This is a genomic window from Sphingomonadaceae bacterium OTU29LAMAA1 (assembly GCA_024072375.1).
Taxonomy (GTDB): Bacteria; Pseudomonadota; Alphaproteobacteria; order Sphingomonadales; family Sphingomonadaceae; genus Sphingomonas.
In genome coordinates this window covers 137,831-156,499 of record CP099617.1, presented here as the reverse complement: position 1 = coordinate 156,499, position 18,669 = coordinate 137,831, and the positions used below count along the sequence as shown (strand labels likewise).

15 protein-coding genes are annotated in these 18,669 nt (G+C 67.3%); 8 read left to right on the top strand and 7 right to left on the bottom strand.

Annotated elements, in window-relative coordinates:
* Positions 1–19: 19 nt before the first annotated feature.
* On the bottom strand, positions 20–3,394 hold the full coding sequence (locus NF699_01080; protein ID USU05328.1) for a glycosyltransferase: 3,375 nt from the start codon (positions 3,392–3,394) through the stop codon (positions 20–22).
* Between the two features lie 95 nt (positions 3,395–3,489).
* Positions 3,490–4,467, bottom strand: coding sequence for a quinone oxidoreductase (locus NF699_01075; GenBank protein ID USU05327.1), 978 nt, complete (start codon positions 4,465–4,467; stop codon positions 3,490–3,492).
* Between the two features lie 112 nt (positions 4,468–4,579).
* Here NF699_01075 and NF699_01070 point away from each other — a divergent pair, with 112 nt between their 5' ends.
* Positions 4,580–6,004, top strand: coding sequence for an aldehyde dehydrogenase family protein (locus NF699_01070; protein ID USU05326.1), 1,425 nt, complete (start codon positions 4,580–4,582; stop codon positions 6,002–6,004).
* Positions 6,005–6,042: 38 nt separating this feature from the next.
* Here NF699_01070 and NF699_01065 read toward each other — a convergent pair whose 3' ends face one another.
* A complete protein-coding gene (locus NF699_01065; protein USU05325.1) occupies positions 6,043–6,711 on the bottom strand; it encodes a spermidine synthase in 669 nt (222 codons plus the stop codon).
* A 177-nt stretch (positions 6,712–6,888) separates the two neighbouring features.
* Here NF699_01065 and NF699_01060 point away from each other — a divergent pair, with 177 nt between their 5' ends.
* Positions 6,889–7,239: a DUF6481 family protein gene (locus NF699_01060; protein USU05324.1), complete on the top strand. Its 351-nt coding sequence runs from the start codon at positions 6,889–6,891 to the stop codon at positions 7,237–7,239.
* A 285-nt stretch (positions 7,240–7,524) separates the two neighbouring features.
* Here the strand turns inward: NF699_01060 and NF699_01055 are convergent, their stop codons facing one another.
* The 3 genes from NF699_01055 to NF699_01045 form a co-directional block, all read right to left on the bottom strand.
* Complete coding sequence (locus tag NF699_01055) at positions 7,525–11,643, bottom strand: translocation/assembly module TamB (protein USU05323.1); 4,119 nt, start codon at positions 11,641–11,643, stop codon at positions 7,525–7,527.
* Complete coding sequence (locus NF699_01050; GenBank protein USU05322.1) at positions 11,640–13,571, bottom strand: autotransporter assembly complex protein TamA; 1,932 nt, start codon at positions 13,569–13,571, stop codon at positions 11,640–11,642. The genes NF699_01055 and NF699_01050 overlap by 4 nt, the downstream gene beginning before the upstream one ends.
* Before the next feature lie 93 nt (positions 13,572–13,664).
* Positions 13,665–13,874: a hypothetical protein gene (locus NF699_01045; GenBank protein ID USU05321.1), complete on the bottom strand. Its 210-nt coding sequence runs from the start codon at positions 13,872–13,874 to the stop codon at positions 13,665–13,667.
* 178 nt (positions 13,875–14,052) lie between these two features.
* Between NF699_01045 and NF699_01040 the strand changes: the two genes are divergently transcribed.
* Positions 14,053–14,223, top strand: a complete 171-nt coding sequence (locus NF699_01040; protein ID USU05320.1) for a hypothetical protein — start codon at positions 14,053–14,055, stop codon at positions 14,221–14,223.
* On the opposite strand, the gene NF699_01035 is transcribed toward NF699_01040, so the two are convergent.
* Positions 14,224–14,841 (bottom strand): S24 family peptidase, encoded by a 618-nt coding sequence (locus NF699_01035; protein ID USU05319.1) that lies wholly within the window; start codon positions 14,839–14,841, stop codon positions 14,224–14,226. It lies immediately after the preceding gene.
* Positions 14,842–14,931: 90 nt separating this feature from the next.
* Between NF699_01035 and NF699_01030 the strand changes: the two genes are divergently transcribed.
* The 5 genes from NF699_01030 to NF699_01010 are packed head-to-tail and all read left to right on the top strand — an operon-like array spanning position 14,932 to position 18,586.
* Positions 14,932–15,108, top strand: a complete 177-nt coding sequence (locus NF699_01030) for a hypothetical protein (GenBank protein ID USU05318.1) — start codon at positions 14,932–14,934, stop codon at positions 15,106–15,108.
* Complete coding sequence (locus tag NF699_01025) at positions 15,105–15,413, top strand: hypothetical protein (protein ID USU05317.1); 309 nt, start codon at positions 15,105–15,107, stop codon at positions 15,411–15,413. The genes NF699_01030 and NF699_01025 overlap by 4 nt, the downstream gene beginning before the upstream one ends.
* Before the next feature lie 24 nt (positions 15,414–15,437).
* The gene (locus NF699_01020; GenBank protein USU05316.1) at positions 15,438–16,220 is read left to right on the top strand and encodes a tryptophan 2,3-dioxygenase family protein; all 783 of its coding nucleotides are present in this window, start codon (positions 15,438–15,440) and stop codon (positions 16,218–16,220) included.
* A gap of 60 nt (positions 16,221–16,280) precedes the next feature.
* On the top strand, positions 16,281–17,465 hold the full coding sequence (locus tag NF699_01015) for an acyl-CoA dehydrogenase (GenBank protein ID USU05315.1): 1,185 nt from the start codon (positions 16,281–16,283) through the stop codon (positions 17,463–17,465).
* Positions 17,466–17,476: 11 nt separating this feature from the next.
* The gene (locus NF699_01010; protein ID USU05314.1) at positions 17,477–18,586 is read left to right on the top strand and encodes a CoA transferase; all 1,110 of its coding nucleotides are present in this window, start codon (positions 17,477–17,479) and stop codon (positions 18,584–18,586) included.
* Positions 18,587–18,669: the final 83 nt, after the last annotated feature.

Genomic DNA, 18,669 nt, shown 5'->3' with positions numbered 1-18,669 from the left:
GGGTAAAGAAATCGTGCGCTCACGCGCTCGTCACCCGCCCGGTGCGTTGCAGCTTGCCCCAGCCCACCATCGGCCCGCGCAGCGCCTGGGCGATCGCCTTCAGCACGACGTAATACATCACCTGCCGATAGCCGATCCGCTGCGGGATCAGCAGCCAGAGCAGCCGCCACCGCTCGCGGCGTTCCAGTGCGAAGGCGATCGTCGCCGCGAGCAGGTCGATCGCGGTGAATACCAGCCAGAATGCCAGCATCGTGTAGACGTCGTGGCTCGTCTGCGCCCAGCCGTGGGCCTGCACGTCCAGATAGGTGACGGCGAAGCTGACCAGCAGCGCGAGGTCGATGATCGGGCTGATCGCCGCGAGCAGGATCTGGAACACGATCGCCTGCGGCAATCCGACCCAGCCGAGCCCGCGCGGGGCACTGCGGCCGATCGCGGAGCGGTGCTTCCACAGGCATTGCAGCGTACCGAATGCCCAGCGAAAACGCTGCTTGGCGAGCGCACGCATCGTTTCGGGTGCCTCGGTCCACGCGACCGCATATTGATCGTATTGCACCCGCCAGCCGGCCCGCTGGATGGCGATGGTGAGGTCCTGATCCTCGGCCAGCGTATCGTGCGGATAGCCGCCCACCTGCGCCACCGCCGCGCGGCGCCACGCGCCGACCGCGCCGGGCACGACGGTGATCGCGTTCAGCCGGGCGAAGGCGCGGCGCTCCAGGTTCTGCGCGGTGATATATTCCAGCGCCTGCCAACGGGTGACGAGATTGACGCGATTGCCGACCTTCGCGTTGCCCGCCACCGCGCCCAGTTGCGGATCGTCGAACCAGCGCGCCAGCCGCGCGATCGTCGTCGGTTCGAACTGGGTATCGGCGTCGAGCGCGATGACGATCTCGCCCTTGGCCAGCGCCAGCCCGGTGTTGAGCGCCCGCGCCTTGCCACCATTCTCAAGCGTCAGCAGACGGACGCGCGGATCGTCGGCGAAGGCGGCGGCAACAATGGGGGACGTCGCGTCCTTAGACCCGTCGTCGATTACGATCACCTCGATCCGCACCTCGGTGCTGGCGAGCACGCCGCGCACTGCGCGTTCGATCACGCGTTCTTCGTTATAGGCGGGGATCATCACCGTGACGAACCGGTCGGGATCGATCGCGGGGAACACCGTCCGCCCCTCCCGCCGCGCCTGCACCAGTGCCAGCGCGGACAGAGCGAGCGCGCGCAGGATGCCGACGGTGATCGCGATGCCGAACAGCCAGTGCAGCGCCACCACCAGCCCGCCGAGCGTGATGAACAGCGCGAGGTCGGCCCGCGCGGCGAGCTGGTCGCTCGACGAGATCACCGGCATCGCCTGATCGCGCGAAATGCCCGCAAGCGTCGAAACCGGCACGAAGCTGTAGCCCATCGCGCGGAGCCGATCGATGATCACCGGCAGCGCGGCGACGGTCTGCGCGCGATTGCCACCGGCGTCGTGCAGCAGGAGGACGTTGCGGCTGCAATCCGCATCGGACGAGTCGTCGCAGGTTACGGGAGCATTGGTCACCCGCGCGATCGTGGCGTCGATGATCGCCTGCACGCCCGGCCGCTTCCAGTCGCCCGGATCAACGTGCAGCCCGACCGAGACGTAGCCGCGCTGCTGCGCCTGCAACGCCGGCCCGATCTCGTCCGCAGTCGTCGGTTCGGCATCGCCGAAGTAGGGCGCACGGAATAGCCGCAACGATCGGCCGGTGAACGCCTGGAACAGCCGCTGGTTGGCGTTGAGTTCGAACCGCACCTGCCCCGCCGACACGTTCGCCAGATTGGGATGCGTATAGGTATGGCTGCCGATCTCATGCCCCTCCGCGACCATGCGTTGCAGCAGCGAGCGCTGGGTCAGCGCATTTTCGCCGACGATGAAGAAGGTCGCCTTCACCCCCTCGCGCTTCAGCACGTCGAGCACCTGCGGCGTCCACGTCGGGTCGGGTCCGTCGTCGAAGGTCAGCGCCAGTTGCTTGTGCCGATAGCCGGTCCGATCGACCTCATACGGCGATGGCAGGCGATCGAAGCGGATATCGACGATACCGCCCTGCGGCCCGGCGACCGCGTGCCGTGCCCCGACGACGGGCGTCGCGCCGATCTTGAGGATTTCGCCCGCTCCCTCGATATCGACGTCGGTACCGGCGGGAATCGCGTCGATCGCCGCCACCGGCGGCAGTACGCGATGATCGCGGCCGAAGATCGACCACAATCCCGGGTCTTCCGATCCAAGCCGCCACAATGCCACGCTGCCTACGCCGGCGCGGTGCAGGACATCGATCTGGTTGTAGGCCGATGCCGCGTCGAGCAGCCAGACGACGTGGCGCACGCCGCCTTCGGCATAGGCGAACCCGCTGTTGCCGCTGTCCCGGTCGAACACCGGAACGGTGCCGGATTCCCGCGCGGCCTGCCATGCCTCCTCGACGCCCAGCGCATCGCCGCCCCGCCCGTGCCAGTCATAGGCGTAGGAGCCGATCGCCACGACCAGCTTCGCCGCCGGGATGCCGCGGGCGGCGTTCGCCACCTGCCCGGCGAACCAGCGTTGCGAGGCGATCGGCCCCGCTGGCCCGGCGGTCTCATGCTCGTCATAGGCCATCAGGAAGATCTTGTCGGTCACGCGGGCGTAGGCGGCCATGTCCCAATCGGGGTTGCCGACCGGCGCGGCGATCGACACCGACCAGCGACGCGGGCCGAACCGTCGCTGCGCCTCGCTGAGGAACAGGCGGTAATGCCCCTGGGCGGAGGCTGGCAGGTCTTCGAAATCGAAGAAGGCGCCGCCCGCATGGTTCGCCGCAAGCCACGGCACCAGCCGATCTAGGAACGCGCCGCGCGCACGCGGATCGGCCAGCAGCGCCGCCGTGCCCTTCCCGTCCCAGTCGCCGCCGATCGCGTTCTGGATCATCGGAACGATCACCGGGCGATGCGCCGCGCGGTTCAGGATCGCCCGGCCGGCCGGATCGCGGAACACCGTGATACGATGATCGGCGCCGGTCACGGATACCCAGCCGGGGATCACCCAGTCGAGCTGCTCGACATGCCGGCCGAGGCTGGCGGCGCTCGACGGATCCCATGGCGTATGAAAGGCGATCGCAAGTGCCGGGTTGCCGCTTGCCGTGGTCTTCGCCGTGCCGTGGCCGCCGAACAGCCGTGCGGCATAGTCATCCAGATTGCGCCGGGCACGCCGGATCACCCCGTGCGGCGCGGAGAGGCGATGGAATACGGGGCGTTCGGCCTCCACCGGCAACAAAGGCGCCGCGGGCACCCCGCCAATCGACACCACGAACACCGCGATCGACAGCGACACCAGCAACGCGAAAGCGACGATGCCGAAGGTGAAGCGCCGCTTTCGCCGGCCGCTGACGTCGTAGAATACGGGATGCTGGGACATTGGCGACACTCCAGCCCCGCCATTGCGACGGGGTGGATGGCAGCATCGCGTCGCCGCCATGACAAAGGCGTCATCTGCCGCCAATATGCCTCAGCTCACACGTCGAACACGCTGCTCCCATGCGTCTCGCCAGCCTCCAGCGCGCGGTGCGCTGCCTCGGCATCCTCCAGCGTGAACGTGCGGCCGATCGTCGGCCTGATCGCATCGTTGCGCAGCATCGAAAACACCCGCTCGACGCCGGCCGTCCGCTCCTCCGCGGTCACATAATAGTCGAACAGCGTCGGGCGCGTGACGAACAGCGATCCCTTGGCCGCCAGCGTGCCGAGGTTGATGCCGTTAACCGGTCCCCCGGCATTGCCGTAACTGACGACAAGGCCGCGGCGTGCGGTGGCTGCCAGCGTCGCCTCCCATGTCGCCATGCCGACGCCGTCGAACACCGTGGCGACGCCGCGCCCGCCGGTGATCTCCCGTACCCGGACTGCGACATCTTCGTCGCGGTGAAAGATGACATGATCCGCGCCGGCCGCACGGGCGTGGTCGGCCTTGTCCGCATGGCCTGCCGTACCGATCACCGTCGCGCCGATCGCCTTCAGCCAGCCGACCAGCAACTGCCCCACGCCGCCCGCTGCGGCCCATACCAGCACCGTCTGCCCCGCCTGCACACGCGCGCATCGCTCGACCAGCGCCTCGGTCGTGCAGCCTTTCAACAGCAAGGCGGCGGCGGTCCGGTCGTCGACATCGTCGGGCAGGCGCAGCAACTGGTTCGCCGCGACGTTGCGCGCAGTCGCATAGGCGCCGCGCGACGGCCCGAACGTACCGACCCGATCGCCGATCGCGACATCGGTAACGCCCGCCCCCACCGCCTCGACGACACCGGCCGCCTCGCTGCCGAGGCCGGCGGGCAAATCCACCGGATAGACGCCACTGCGATGATAGGTGTCGATGTAGTTCAGTCCGACCGCACGATGGCGCATCCGCACCTCGCCGGGTCCCGGCGGCGGCAGGTCCAAGTCGTCCCACTCGATCACTTCCGGCCCGCCGGTCCGCGCGATCCGCGCCACCCGTTCACCCATCGCCCGTCACTCCATCGAAACCGCCGATCCAACGCCGACACGCGTTTCGGGTTGCAACCTTTCGGTCGCCGTCGCACATCGGGTGCAAAGCATAACGACGGAGAGCGACGCGATGAACAGTCACCTCACATTCTACATCGATGGCGCATGGGTGGAGAGCGAAGGCGGCACCGCGCATCAGGTGATCGATCCCTCGACCGAACAGCCGGTGACGGAAATCACACTCGGTACGCGGGCCGATGTCGACAAGGCCGTCGCCGCGGCGCGGACCGCCTTCGAAACCTTCTCACAGACCAGCCCCGAAGAACGCGCCGACCTGCTCGACCGCGTGATAGAGGCCTACAAGTCGCGCATCCCCGATCTCGCCAAAGCGGTCAGCCAGGAAATGGGCGCCCCGATCGGCTTCGCACAGGCGGCGCAGGCACCCGCCGGACTCGGCTACATCATGGGGACGGCCAAGGCCCTGCGTGAATTCACCTTCTCCGAACAGGTCGGCAAGGCACGCGTCGTCCATGAACCCGTCGGCGTCGTCGCGATGATCACCCCATGGAACTGGCCGCTCAACCAGATTTGCGCGAAGGTTGCACCCGCCATCGCCGGCGGCAATACGATGATCCTGAAGCCGTCGGAGGAAGCACCGCGTTGTGCGATGATCCTCGCCGAAATCCTTCATGAAGCGGGAGTGCCGGCGGGCGTCTTCAACCTCGTCAACGGCGACGGGCCGACCGTCGGCGCGGCGCTCTCCAGCCATCGCGACGTCGACATGGTCAGCTTTACCGGATCGACACGCGCCGGCATCGCGGTCGCACAGGCCGCCGCCGCCACCGTCAAGCGCGTGCATCAGGAACTTGGCGGCAAGGCTCCCAATCTCGTGCTGGAGGGCGCGGACCTCGCCAGCGTCCTGCCGCCGACGTTGCAGGGCGTGCTGGCCAATTCGGGCCAGAGCTGCATCGCCCCCACCCGCCTGCTCGTCCACGACAGCCAGATCGACGAGGCGAAGCACGTCGCCAAGGCGATATTCGAAGCGACACCGGTGGGCGATCCGGCCGAGATGGGTGCGCACATCGGACCGGTGGTCAACAAGGCCCAGTTCGACAAGATACAGGCGTTGATCCAGTCTGCGATCGACGAAGGCGCGACCCTCGTCACCGGCGGGCCCGGACGCCCCGACGGGCGCAACGCCGGCTATTACATCCGCCCAACGGTTTTCGCCGACGTCACGCCAGACATGCGCATCGCGCGCGAGGAGACGTTCGGCCCGGTCGCGACGATCACCCGCTACACGACGCAGGAAGAGGCGATCCGCCTCGCCAACGCAACCGAATACGGCTTGTCCGCCGCCATTTCCGGCGACCCCGCCGCCGCGGCGAAGATCGCACCACGGCTGCGCGCCGGACTGGTCACGATCAACGCCTGGAGCGGCACGATCGGCACGCCCTTCGGCGGCTACAAGCAGTCCGGCAACGGTCGCGAAGGCGGCAAATACGGTATCGCCGATTTCATGGAGCTGAAGACGATCGTTGGGGAGCCGGGGTAAGGTAGCAATAAGAAGCCCCTCCCCTGAAGGGGTGGGGCTTAACGCCCTGTCGCGAACCAGATCGTATGCATCGGCCCCTTGCCGTTGCTGCGCGCCCGCACCGTCACCTCGTCGACATCGAACCCGCCCTCGCGCAGCCGCCGGGCGAACGCGGCATCCTTCGCAGCCGACCACACCGCCAGCACACCGCCCGGCCGCAACGCCGCCCGTGCCATGGACAGGCCCCGCGCCGAATACAGCCGGTCGTTCACCGGCCGCACCAGCCCGTCGGGGCCGTTGTCGACATCCAGCAGAATCGCGTCATACGTCCCCCGCCCCGCCGCGATCACGTCCGCGACATCGCCGAACTCCACCGCCACCCGGGGATCGTCGAGGCAACCCGCGGTCAGCTCCACCATCGGCCCTCGCGCCCAGTCGACGATCTCGGGCACCAGTTCGGCCACCGTCACCCGCCCTTGCGGCCCCAGCTTCGCCAACGCCGCCCGCAGTGTGAACCCCATGCCGTAACCGCCGACCAGCAGATGCGGGGCGGGATTGCGCAAGCGATCGATCGTCATCGTCGCCAGCGCCTCTTCGGACCCGCTCATCCGGCTGTTCATCAGCTCGTTGCGTTCCAGCACGATCATGAAATCCGCGCCCCGCCGGAACAGCCGCAGCGGCTCGCCACCCGGCACCTCGGCAGTCCCCAGCAATTCCCGCGGCGTCATCGCAGCGTCACTCCCGTATGCATAAAGCTCGCCCGTACAGCCGCCCGCGCCGCAAGGCGAGGCGCGTCGTCCGGGCACGTTTTTGGCAATTCGGGCGTTCTGCTGTAACGGACCCCTACGAGCCGGCCCGCACTTCGCGAGTCACTCGCCCGAACCGACAGGATCATCACGACCCACATGCCAGCCTACAAGCCCCAGACGTTCCAGGAGCGCGCCGCCCTTTCCGCCCAGGCCAAGCAGGCCGCGCTCGACAAATTGCGTGCCAAGCCCCCCATGGACCCGGCGATCGTCGCCGAGCGCAAGGCCGCCGCCGAAGCCAAGGAAGCCGCGCTCGCGCAGGCGCGTGCGGACAAGCAGGCCGCCCGCGAACAGGCGATCGCCGAGAAGAAGGCCGCCGCCGAGGCGGCAGCCCTCGCCGCTGCCGAAGCCGCCGCCAAGGCCAAACCCAAGATTCCGACCGAAGCCGAGATGAAGGCAGCGCGCGATGCCCGCTACGCCGCTCGCAAGCAGCGCGTCGGCAAGCGCTGACATGGCGCGCAAGTCGCTCGCCACCCGGCGAGCGGCTTCGGACCACGATCCGGTTACAGGCTGCGCTTATGGCGGCTAGCCGATGCTTCAAGATCGAGAAGCATTCGGTCACGGTCCGCCTTTGCTGGTGCGGGGCACCGGGCGTCGCCTGATCCTGTCATCCGCACGCAGGCGGGAATACTGCATAGCTGCACTGCACTACGGCGTGAGGCATCTGCCCATACAGCTGCCAGCTTCCGCCGCGACCGCGGGTGTGCAGTAGAGCGACCTGCGATCGTTTGGCCTTCAATAGTCCTTCGATACCCGCACGTTGGCGCTCTGCCGCCCCAGCGTCGAGATGCTCGACAATAGCGACAGCCACCGCGTCACCTGGAACTCCACCTGGGTCGCGGAATAGCCCTGCCCGTCGGTCACGATCTCGGCATACAGCCGCCGCGTCACGAACTTGCCCGCCGCGATCGATGTGCCCTGCCCGGTCTGCGGATCGGCAGGCAGGATGCGGAGCCGGTCCAACCCCGCCGCGCGCCGCACCGCATTGATCGGATTCAGACCGTTGCCGCCATCCTGCAACGCCGCCACCGCCGCCGCCAGTTGTAACGCCTCCGGGGCCGACAGCCGCGTGATGGAGGTGCCGAACAGCAACCGCGACAGCAACTCGTCCTCGGGCAATGCCGGCACGCTGGAAAAGCCGATTTCGGGCTTCAGCGCGGTGCCGGTCACCCGGATCGACGCGCTGAGACCGGTCGAATCCGCATTCGCCTCGATATCCAGCGCCGGATTGGCGGGCACTTCCCCGGCGAACCGGATCACGCCGCGGGTCAGACCGAACTTGCGACCGGCGAATTCATAATCGCCGCGCACCAATGTCGCCTGCCCGGTGATCGCCGGGTTCGCCGGCTGGCCGGCGATGGCAAGATCGGCGGACCATTCGCTGGACAGGCCCAATCCGCTGACGATCACCTTGTCCGCCGCTCTCGCCTTGATCGCCAGCGTCCACGGAGCGATGGGCGCTTCATCCTCCTCACCGCCGTCGGGCAGGTTGATCTCGCGGATGTTGAGTCGCGGCACCGCACTCGCTGCGGTCGCCTGCCCCAACCGGTAGCGGCTGCGGTTGAGCACCAGTTCGCCAGCAATCCTTCCGCCGCTGCCGTCGGAGGTAAAGGTCAACGGCCCCGTCACCGTCGCACCGATGTCATCGCGATTGATCATCACCGCACGGTCCGCGGCAAGCCGGATATCGATGCCGATGCCATGCGCCGCCGCGAAGTCGAACCCGCCGCTGCCGGTCACCCGCCCACCCTTGCCTGCATCGGCGGCGAAGCGATCGATCTGCAGACGCGATCCGCCGAACCGCCCGCTCGCCTGCACGTTGGTGAGGACGGTGCCGGTGTTGGCGCTCTCGATGCGCGCGTTGCTGGCCTGCAACACACCGCGGATCACCGGTGCACCGATCCGACCGCTGACGTCCGCACCGATCGCGACCGGCCCTGACAGGTCGAACAATTCCACTCCGGTCAGACGCCATAGCGTGTCTGCCGGCCCTTGATAGCGCAGTTGCGCGAACAGTGGCGCCGCCGCGATCCGGCTCGCGAGATCGCCCGTACCCAGCGGCCGCAACAACGCCTGCCCACGCCCGATCGTCTTGCCTCCCGATGCCATCACCGCCCGTACGCCCAGCCGATCTGCGGATAACGCCGCCGCCACCCCCACGTCGATCGGGCGCGACGACAGCACCAGTCCCGCCCGGCTCAGCCCCCGCACGGTCAGGTTCGCCTTTCCGGTCGGTGCCTGCCCGTCGGCGGTGGCGTAATCGAAGGTGCCGGACGCGGTGCCGCTCAGTCCGAGCCGCGGAAAGCCGATGTCGAGGATCGCCAGCGGCATCCGCGTCAGCGACGCTTGCAGCGCGAGTCGCCCGCCGCCGAACCGTCCACTCACCGCACCCTCGCCGCCCGCAAACGACAGCTTGGTCGATTCCAGCCGCCAGCCGTCGCCATCGCGCCCGATCTCGGCCGGGGTCAACAGCTTGAGCGGCCGGCGGTCCAGCGTTCCCTGCGCCGATACGACGTAGCGATCGGGCGAAACCTGCACGACCGTCTGGATATCGAACGCCCGTCCGCGCGATCCCGCGATCGACACGCGCATCTCGCCCACGCCTCCGCGGAGCCGCGCATTGCCGGCGAACCGTGCCAGGTTGAGGCGGCCCTGTCGTAATCCGGTGCCTGTCGCGGTCGCGTCGATCGACGTTCCCGCCGGATCCAGCAGCATCACCGCATCCAGATGCCCGCGGCGCAGCGTCGTCGCGTCCAGTTGGGCATTGGCGGCATCCAGATGCGTCTCGATCCGCTGCACGCTACCAACCGGCCGGAACAGCAACTCGCCGGACAACCCGCCGCCGGCGACACCGAGCCGTCCGGTGAAGCCACCGGTCACGATCGCCAGCCGCCCGGACGCGGTCGTGCCGCTGACGGCGAGCCGGTCGATCTGGATGATATCGTCCACGCCCGGCGGAAGGAGCAGGATCGATCCCGTCGCCCCGAACGGCCCCAGGCGCGATCCCCCCTCGGCACGCCACTGGAAGCCTTGCGCCGTGGGGTCCAGATGCGCACGCACCTGCGACAGGCCGAGCGTATCGTTCGGTCGCGCGAACACCAGGTCCAGCGTCGGGCGGTCGATCCTGCCGTCCAGCCTGACCGTCACCGGCCCGTATTTCGCGTGTCGCCCGGCCGCCTCGATATGAAACGTGCCGTCCTGCCGCCGCAGACCAGCACCGCGCAGGCTCAGCAGCGGCGATGTCAGCACCATGTCGGCAAAGTGCAGCACGCCGTCGGGCGTCCGCTCCAGCCCGGTGACGATCCGCGGCAATCCGCCGGTCAGCCCGTGCAGGAAACCATTGTCGAGCCGAACCACCTGCACCGTGCCGCGCCCGACGATCCGTGTGCCCCGTCCGCCGGCCCCCGGCACCACGCGAAGCTCGCTGCGCAGGTCGACGACGCCGAGCCCCTTTATGTACAGCCGATTGAGCGTGCCGTTCAGCCCGATTTCGTAACGGCCGCTGGCGAAATCGACGGACAGCATGATCCGGCCCGCCAGTTTGTCCGATCGCAGCCACAGGGCGTCGCCGGTCAACAGCGATCCTCGCAACGTCAGCGGTCCATCGAGGCGGAGGTTGCGCAGGATACCGCCGGCAACGGCCCCGACGCCGGTCACCTCCGCCGCCGCGAAGCGCACCGGCATCGCCAGCACCCGCTGGCCCAGCCGCCCGCTGCCCGCCAGCCGGACCGCGGTCATGCCGGCTCTATCGATCGTCAGTCGGTCCGCGCGCAGCCGATAATCGAATCGCGCCGTCGCGATATCGCCATCCAGCACGCCGCGCAGCTCGACGCCGCTGCCGCTCATCGTGGGAATGACCGCCGCCGGCCGCAGCAACCGCGCTCGCACCCGCATATTGCGGAACGTGCTCGTCCCCATATCGACGGCGCCCGCCACCTCCCCCACGAGCGCCGGGCTGCGTAGCGACAGGGTCCCGGCCAGCCGCCGTTCGAAAAACGTCGCGCTGCCGTTCACCAGCAGCTGCGGGCTTGCCAGGCGTCGCGCCAATCCGCCGATAAGCCGGCCCGGCGCCAGCTGTCCCGACAGCGTGTAGCGCCCGGCCCCCGCCGCGAGCGCGAGGTCGATCGCCCGTACGCCGCCGGCACGCCCGATCGCCTTCCCGCGCCACCGCGACCAGCTGCCGTCGCCGCCGACCTCCAGCGTCAGTGCGCGGTTGATCCCGAAACTGCGGGCCAGCACGCCGCCTGCCGAGCCCGCCGCACGCACGTCCACGTCGAACGTGTCGCGATCCGGCTCGGCATCGATCCGCAATGCCAGCCGGTCGGAACCCGCCACCAGCGCGTCGAGCCGCACCAGCGCGCGCCCGTGCCGGATATCGGCATAACCCGCGATCCGCCCGACGCGCCCGGTCCCCAGAACAGGCTTCGCCAGCACCAGCCGATCGATCGCCAGTCGCCCGATGCGGATGTCCACATCGGGCAGGATCGGACCTCGCTTCGCGGTCTTGCGCGTGTGCGGCGCATGGAACATCGTCGCCTGCGGGATCGTCAGTGCGTCGATCTCCAGCCTGTTCCGCAGCCACAGCCACGGCGTCCAGTCGAGCGTCACCGCCGGCGCCTGGACGAGCACGCCATCGAGATCGTAGACGCGGACGTCCTTCAATACCGTCCGGTCGTACAACGACCCGTCGATCCGCCCCACGGTGAAGCGCAGCCCGTTACCGGTCCGGATCGCCCCGATCCGTTCCGCGACCCAGCGATGACCGATGTCGGTGTCTACGATCAGCAGCGCGCCCGCGAACACCGCGAGCAAGGCGGCGAGAGCGATCGCGATGCGCCGCAGCCAGCGCGTCAAAACGCCTGTCCAAGCGACACGTACACGGCGATCCGGCTATCCCCTGGCTGCGGATTGAGCGGCGTGCCGACGTCCAGACGGATCGGGCCGAAATTGGAATAATAGCGCACACCCACGCCGGCGCCGTACTGGAAGTCGCTCAGTCCCGGCAGTGCGCTGGTATAGATCGTGCCGCCATCCAGAAACGGCACGATCCCGAAATTGCCTAACGTCTTTACCCGCGCCTCGATCGAGAATTCGGCGAGGCTCCGCCCACCGATCGGGTCGTTGTTGATGTCGCGCGGCCCGATCGCCTGAAAACCATAGCCGCGCACGGACGCGCCACCGCCGGCGTAGAAACGCCGCGACGGTGCGATCCGGTCACGCGAGGCGCCCAGGATCGATCCGAGCCGCACCCGCTCCGCCAGCACCAGCCCGCTCCTGACGGACTGGTAAGCGCTGCCGTCGACCTGCACCCGTCCATAGCCGAATGCGGCGCCCTGCAACGAAAATTCGGGACTGATCCGCCCGCCGAGCCGGAATCCGCGCGTCGGGTTGAGCAGATCGTCCGATCCGTCATAATTGAGGATGGTCGGCGTCGCGGCGATATAGAAGGTCCGCCGGCGCGGATCGCCCGTCGCGGCGATCACGTCCCGTTCGTCGGATGTCAGCAGTTCGCCACCCAGCGACCATGTCCACTTCTTCTGGAAGAAGATCGTCGTCTGTCGCTCGAGCGACGCCGACAGGGTGAATGTCTTGGCCTCATAGGCGTCGCGCCGGACGTGCGCGGCTGCGACTTGCCCGGTCAGCACCCGGTCGCGCCCGCCGAAGTTGTTGCGGCGGAATACCAGACTGCCAAGCTGCTCGCGCGTTCCCGCCACGCCGCGCACGGTCAAAGCCCCCTCCGGCGGAAACAGATTGCGGTGCGTCCAGCTCAGCTCCGCGCGCGCGCCTTCGCCGGTGCCGTAGCCCAGTTCGCCGGCGATCGTGCGCGGTGGTGCGGGTTCCAGCCTGACACCGATATCGACCGTGCCGGGCGCGCGACCCTCGATCGGCTTGACCACCACGGTCGACACAAGACTGGTCTGGATCAACGCCCGCCGCAGATCATCCAGCGACGATGCGTCGTAGCGATCGCCCGGCGCGAACCGGGCGATCTCCTGTACGTGACGCGCATCGAACACGCGATTGCCGGGCAGAGCCACCACCTGCCCGAACCGTCGCTCCGATCCCGGCGCGACGGCCAAATCGAGCGTCGCGGTCTTTGTCGCATGATCGACGACGATCTGTAATTCACCGACATCGGCGAAGGGAAAGCCCTCCTGTCCGATCCGCGTTGCCAGTCGGGCCTCTCCGGCGACGATCGCATCGGCGTTGACCGGGTCTTGCGCCTTCACGCCGAAGGCCTCGCGCAGAACCGGTGCCTTGTCCCCCGCTGCGGCAATCCCGCCCAGCGTCACGTCTTTAAACCGGTACAACGTCCCGGGTTCCGCCTGCAGCACCACCTGCGGTTTGGCGCCCGGTTCGACCCGCGTGGTCACCCGCGCCTCGTAATAGCCTTCGCCACGCAGGAGCGTCTGGAGCAGGTCCGCATCCTCACGCGCCCGCCGGTCCAGCTGCGCAGCATTCGCTGCTCCGTCATCATTGGCATTCAGGGTGGACAGATCGTCGAACCGCTGGCGTAGCAGCGCCGTCTCCGCGGCGTCGATACCCTCGATCCGCCAGCCGTAGCGCGTCTCGGCGATGCCATCGATCGCCTGCGCTACCGCTTCCGTTCCGGCGTCGGCACCCAGATCGGGCCAGGCGACCCCGATATCCGGCAGTGGCGCCAGTGGTGCGTTGGGGTCGAGCGGCACCGCCTCCGCGGGCAAGGTCTGCGCCGTGGCCTGTCCAGAGAAAAGAAGCACAGCGGTCGCGCCAAGCCCGAACCACCCCACACGCGATACCATCGGCGCGTGTTAGCGTGGCCGTGTCGCGTGCGACAGTCCCCTAACCGGAAACCTGACCGAACATCCGGGCGGACGGACCGATCCGGACGCGAATCAGTGGATCGTTCCGATCGCTTCTTCCGACGCCAGCACCTCGATCAATCGCTCGGTTTGCCGCCAACGGCAAAAACGCAGATAATTGCCGATATCGCGCATATGCCCGGCGCGGATCGCAGCTTCCACCGGTGCATGATCGCCGAATGCAGCGATCAGGTCCGCGGCCTCTGCCACCTGTTCGGCGTCGGCGAGATACATCGGGACCATGCGTTACTCCTGAACCACTGCACCACTGTCTTTTACAAAGTTCGTGCCACGGCGCCGCATCTACGCACCTGCGGGGGGATCGATGGTAAACGCATCGGCCCGGCAGCTATTCGAGCCGTCCCGATTGTGCCATTCGGGGACGCTGGCGTCCCGCTGCGGGACGTGGCAGGGGCGTGGCATGGCTGACACTCCCCCCTCCGCCGCGGGCGGCATCCTCATCGCGATCTGTTGCATCGGCGGCGCCGTCATCGGTTTGATGCAGGGGCAGGTGACCATCGGCTTTCTCGGCGGACTGGTGATAGGCAGCCTTGCTGCGGTCGCAATCTGGCTTCGGGACAGCCGCCGCTGATCAGCGGGGCAGACGCATCAGCCAGACGACCTTCCCGACGATTTCGACGCGACCCGACGGAACCGGTGACGCCGCGGGATTATCGCTCATGACCTTCAGTTCTTGCGGCGTTCGCATCACGCGTTTGACCATAACCGTGTCGTCGATCCGCACCACGAACACAGCTCCGCGAGCATCGGGCGATCGGCGTGCGCGGTCGACGACGATCAGATCGCCGTCAACAAGCCCGGGCTCCATCGAATCGCCCCGCACCCGTACGATCGCGGCCTCCCCCTCACGCAGCCCGAGCCTCGTTGCCAGCGCGGGGTCGAGCTCCGCCGCGCCGAGCACGACCTCGCCATCGACGTATGCACCGGGACCCGCGGACACCGCGATGTCGAGCCGCGGCAGACTGAACGAAGGCCGGCCGGCATCCGCCCCCAATGCGACTTCGTCGACCCCGAAATAATCCGCCAGCCGCCGTCGATCGTCCGCCGCCAGCCGCCGCGGCGACCCGCGCGTCACGAATTGCTGAAGATAGGCGGCATTGCGCCCCAGCATCGCCGACAGCGCGGCCAGGCTGTCCCCCCGCCCTGCAGCCAGATCCCGCAAACGGGCACGCGGATCCACCGTCTCCATACCGGATCGATAGCCTAGGAAATTTTCCTAGACAAGTTGGAGATGTGGGAACAGATCGTGAACGAGGTTCTGAGGAGTCGGAGGGAAACGATGTCACTGCTGATCAAGATCGACCGCTATCTGCGCCACACCAAGATGTCGCGTAGCCAGTTCGGCCGGCTTGCCATCAACGATCCGCGGCTGGTCACCGACATGATGAACGGCCGGACGATCGGCGCCACCACCGCAGCCCGAATCGAACGCTTCATCGACGGAGAAACCGCATGATCCACCAGCGCGATCCATTCGCCCGTTTCAAGCGTGCACTTGCCGGCAGTGCAAACCGGTTCGGCCTGTCCTTGCAGCATATCGTCTTCACCGATCGACCGTGGTCCAGTGCCACCTTTACTGGGCATCGGCTGTCCGGCACGCTGACGGTCGAAGGGGCTGCGATCGACGGCTGGCTGGCCGCGTTACCTGAAGAGGAACTGGCGGTTTCCGGCCTGATCGTCGCGGACATCGTGGCCTCACACTGCCACCGCGGAGCGGATGGCGACGGAATCGTGCTGGAGGCGCTGTTGCTGGAAGCCTGATGCGCGATCCGCTACGCTCGGAAAATGACGGTAACCTACCGCAGCTACCTGCGCCTGCCCGAACTGCTCGTTTTGCAGAGCCCGCTCAGCGACGTGCACGACGAACTGCTGTTCGTGACGATCCATCAGGCGTCCGAATTGTGGATGAAGCTGTGCCTGCACGAACTGCATGCCGCACGTGATCGTATCGCCGCGGACGACCTGCCGCCCGCGCTCAAGATGATGGCGCGGGTGAGCCGGATCCAGACGCAGTTGATCCAGTCCTGGGAGGTGCTGGCGACGATGACACCCGCCGATTATGCCGCCATGCGCGGTAGCCTCGGCAAAAGTTCGGGTTTCCAGTCGGATCAATATCGCCAGCTGGAATTCATCATGGGCAATCGTAACGCGGCCATGATCGACGTGTTCGAAGAGGCCGACGTTCGGCAGCGGCTGCTCGACGAACTCGCCCGCCCCAGCATCTACGATGAGGCGCTGCGACTGCTACACCGGCGCGGACTGCCGGTGTCGGCGGACCGGCTGGAACGAGATTTCACGCGCACCGCGGCGGCATCGCCGTCGATCGAGGCGTGCTGGGCGACGGTGTACGGCAACCCCGCGGCCTATTGGGACCTGTACGAACTCGCCGAAAAGCTCGTCGACCTCGAATATCACGTCCAGCTGTGGCGGTTCGGCCATCTGAAGACGGTCGAGCGGGTGATCGGTTTCAAGACCGGCACCGGAAGCACCGCGGGCGTGCCGTACCTGGCCCGCGTCGTCGAACAGCGCTTCTTCCCCGAATTGCTCGACGTCCGGACCAGCCTGTAGCGTCGGCGCCCTTGCCGGATGCACGGATCATTCGTACCGCACCTTCAAAAGGAGACGATGATGGCCGGCATGGGCAAGTTCGACTGGGCGGATCCGTTCCTGCTCGACGATCAGCTGAGCGAAGACGAACGGATGATCCGCGACACTGCGCGCGCCTATGCGCAGGATCGGCTGGCGCCGCGCATCGTGGAGGCGTTCCAGCACGAGCACACCGATCCGGCAATCTTTCGCGAGATGGGCGAACTGGGCCTGCTGGGGCCGACGATTCCCGAGGAGTTCGGCGGCGTCGGCGCCAATTACGTGGCGTACGGCCTAGTTGCGCGTGAGGTGGAACGCATCGATTCGGGCTATCGTTCGATGATGAGCGTGCAGTCCAGCCTCGTGATGTATCCGATCAACGCCTACGGATCGGATGCGCAAAGGCAGGCCTTTCTGCCCAAGCTGGCGAGCGGCGAATATATCGGGTGCTTCGGCCTGACCGAGCCCGATGCAGGCTCGGATCCCGGCGCCATGACCACCCGCGCCCGCAAGGTCGAGGGCGGTTATGTCCTGTCCGGCACCAAGACCTGGATTTCGAATGCCCCGATTGCCGACGTATTTGTCGTTTGGGCCAAGTCCGACGCGCACGGGGGCGCAATCCGCGGCTTCGTGCTCACCAGGGGGCTGAAGGGACTGTCGGCGCCCAAGATTGAGGGCAAGCTATCGCTGCGTGCATCGATCACCGGCATGATCGTGATGGAGGACGTCGAACTGGGCGAAGACGCGTTGTTGCCGGACGTTGAGGGCCTGAAAGGACCCTTCGGGTGCCTCAACCGCGCCCGCTACGGCATCAGCTGGGGCGCGCTGGGCGCGGCGGAATTCTGCTTCCACGCCGCGCGCCAATATGGCCTCGATCGCAAGCAGTTCGGCACGCCGCTCGCCGGACGCCAGCTCTACCAGAAGAAGCTCGCGGACATGGAAACCGACATCGCGCTCGGACTGCAGGCGGCGCTACGCGTCGGCCGGCTGATGGACGAGGGGCGGTTCGCGCCGGAAATGGTGTCGATGATCAAGCGCAACAACGTCGGCAAGGCGCTGGATATCGCCCGCACCAGCCGCGACATGCACGGTGGCAACGGCATTTCGGGCGAATATCAGGTCATGCGCCACGTCATGAATCTCGAGACGGTCAACACCTATGAAGGCGCGCATGATGTGCATGCGTTGATCCTCGGTCGCGCGATTACCGGCATCGCGGCGTTCTGATAGCCGCTGCGATGTCGCACCCCCTCGCCGGGCTGAAGGTTCTGGAACTCGCGCGTATCCTCGCCGGCCCGTGGGCGGGACAGGTGCTCGCCGATCTCGGTGCGGAGGTTATCAAGGTCGAAAGTCCGGCCGGGGACGACACCCGGACGTGGGGACCGCCGTTTGTTTACAATGACGACGGTACGCGTGACGCCGCCTATTTCCATGCGTGCAACCGGGGCAAGACCTCGCTGGTGATCGATTTCACCACGCCGGAAGGGCAGGCCCGCGTCCGCGCGCTCGCCGCCGACGCCGATGTCCTGATCGAGAACTTCAAGGTCGGCGGTCTCGCCAAATACGGACTGGATTACGCCAGCCTTGCGGGTGCCAATCCGCGCCTCGTCTATTGCTCGATCACCGGTTTCGGGCAGGACGGCCCCTATGCCCCGCGTGCCGGTTACGACTTCATCGTTCAGGGCATGAGCGGGATGATGGACCTGACCGGCGATCCCGACGGCGCGCCGCAGAAGATCGGCGTCGCGATGGCCGATATCACGACCGGACTGTATGCGGTGATCGCCATCCAGGCAGCGCTGGCAATGCGCGAGCGGACGGGACGCGGACAGCAGATCGACATGGCGCTGCTCGACACCATGACCGGGGTTCTGGCCAATCAGGCGGCGAATTACTTCGCCAGCGGGGTATCGCCGGCCCGCGTCGGCAATTCGCATGTCAACGTCTGCCCCTATGCCGTGTTCGAGACTGCCGATGGCTGGTTTATCCTTGCGGTGGGTAACGACGGCCAGTTCCGCCGCTTCTGCGCGGTCGTCGATTTGGACGCATCCGACCCACGTTACGCGACCAATGCCCTGCGTCTGGAACATCGCGAGCCGCTGTTCGCTGCGATCACGCAGGCCACCCGGCGCTTCCGGCGCGACGATCTGCTTGCCCGGCTGGACGCGACAGGTGTGCCTGCCGGTCCGATCAATTCGGTAGCGCAGGCGTTGAACGATCCGCATATCGCCGCCCGCGCGATGGTGCTGGACAACGTACCTATCAAAGGACTGCGCACACCGATCCGCTTCTCGGATGCCGATTTGGCGACGGATCGTTCCGCGCCGCGCCTCGGTTCGGGCGATTGACGGCGCGGCGCGGCAAGCTGCACGCGCACCATAACCTTCGTTGTGTTCGACGGATCGCCTGCTAGCTTCAGGCGAAACGGGAG

Bases quoted from the DNA above. Each gene is read 5' to 3' on its own strand.
- NF699_01030 (USU05318.1), top strand. From the start codon at position 14,932: ATGTCACTGCTGATCAAGATCGACCGCTATCTGCGCCACACCAAGATG.
- NF699_01010 (USU05314.1), top strand. From the start codon at position 17,477: ATGTCGCACCCCCTCGCCGGGCTGAAGGTTCTGGAACTCGCGCGTATC.
- NF699_01065 (USU05325.1), bottom strand. From the start codon at position 6,711: ATGACGCCGCGGGAATTGCTGGGGACTGCCGAGGTGCCGGGTGGCGAG.
- NF699_01040 (USU05320.1), top strand. From the start codon at position 14,053: ATGGCTGACACTCCCCCCTCCGCCGCGGGCGGCATCCTCATCGCGATC.
- NF699_01020 (USU05316.1), top strand. From the start codon at position 15,438: ATGACGGTAACCTACCGCAGCTACCTGCGCCTGCCCGAACTGCTCGTT.
- NF699_01080 (USU05328.1), bottom strand. From the start codon at position 3,394: ATGTCCCAGCATCCCGTATTCTACGACGTCAGCGGCCGGCGAAAGCGG.
- NF699_01060 (USU05324.1), top strand. From the start codon at position 6,889: ATGCCAGCCTACAAGCCCCAGACGTTCCAGGAGCGCGCCGCCCTTTCC.
- NF699_01070 (USU05326.1), top strand. From the start codon at position 4,580: ATGAACAGTCACCTCACATTCTACATCGATGGCGCATGGGTGGAGAGC.
- NF699_01015 (USU05315.1), top strand. From the start codon at position 16,281: ATGGCCGGCATGGGCAAGTTCGACTGGGCGGATCCGTTCCTGCTCGAC.
- NF699_01075 (USU05327.1), bottom strand. From the start codon at position 4,467: ATGGGTGAACGGGTGGCGCGGATCGCGCGGACCGGCGGGCCGGAAGTG.
- NF699_01025 (USU05317.1), top strand. From the start codon at position 15,105: ATGATCCACCAGCGCGATCCATTCGCCCGTTTCAAGCGTGCACTTGCC.
- NF699_01050 (USU05322.1), bottom strand. From the start codon at position 13,571: ATGGTATCGCGTGTGGGGTGGTTCGGGCTTGGCGCGACCGCTGTGCTT.
- NF699_01045 (USU05321.1), bottom strand. From the start codon at position 13,874: ATGGTCCCGATGTATCTCGCCGACGCCGAACAGGTGGCAGAGGCCGCG.
- NF699_01035 (USU05319.1), bottom strand. From the start codon at position 14,841: ATGGAGACGGTGGATCCGCGTGCCCGTTTGCGGGATCTGGCTGCAGGG.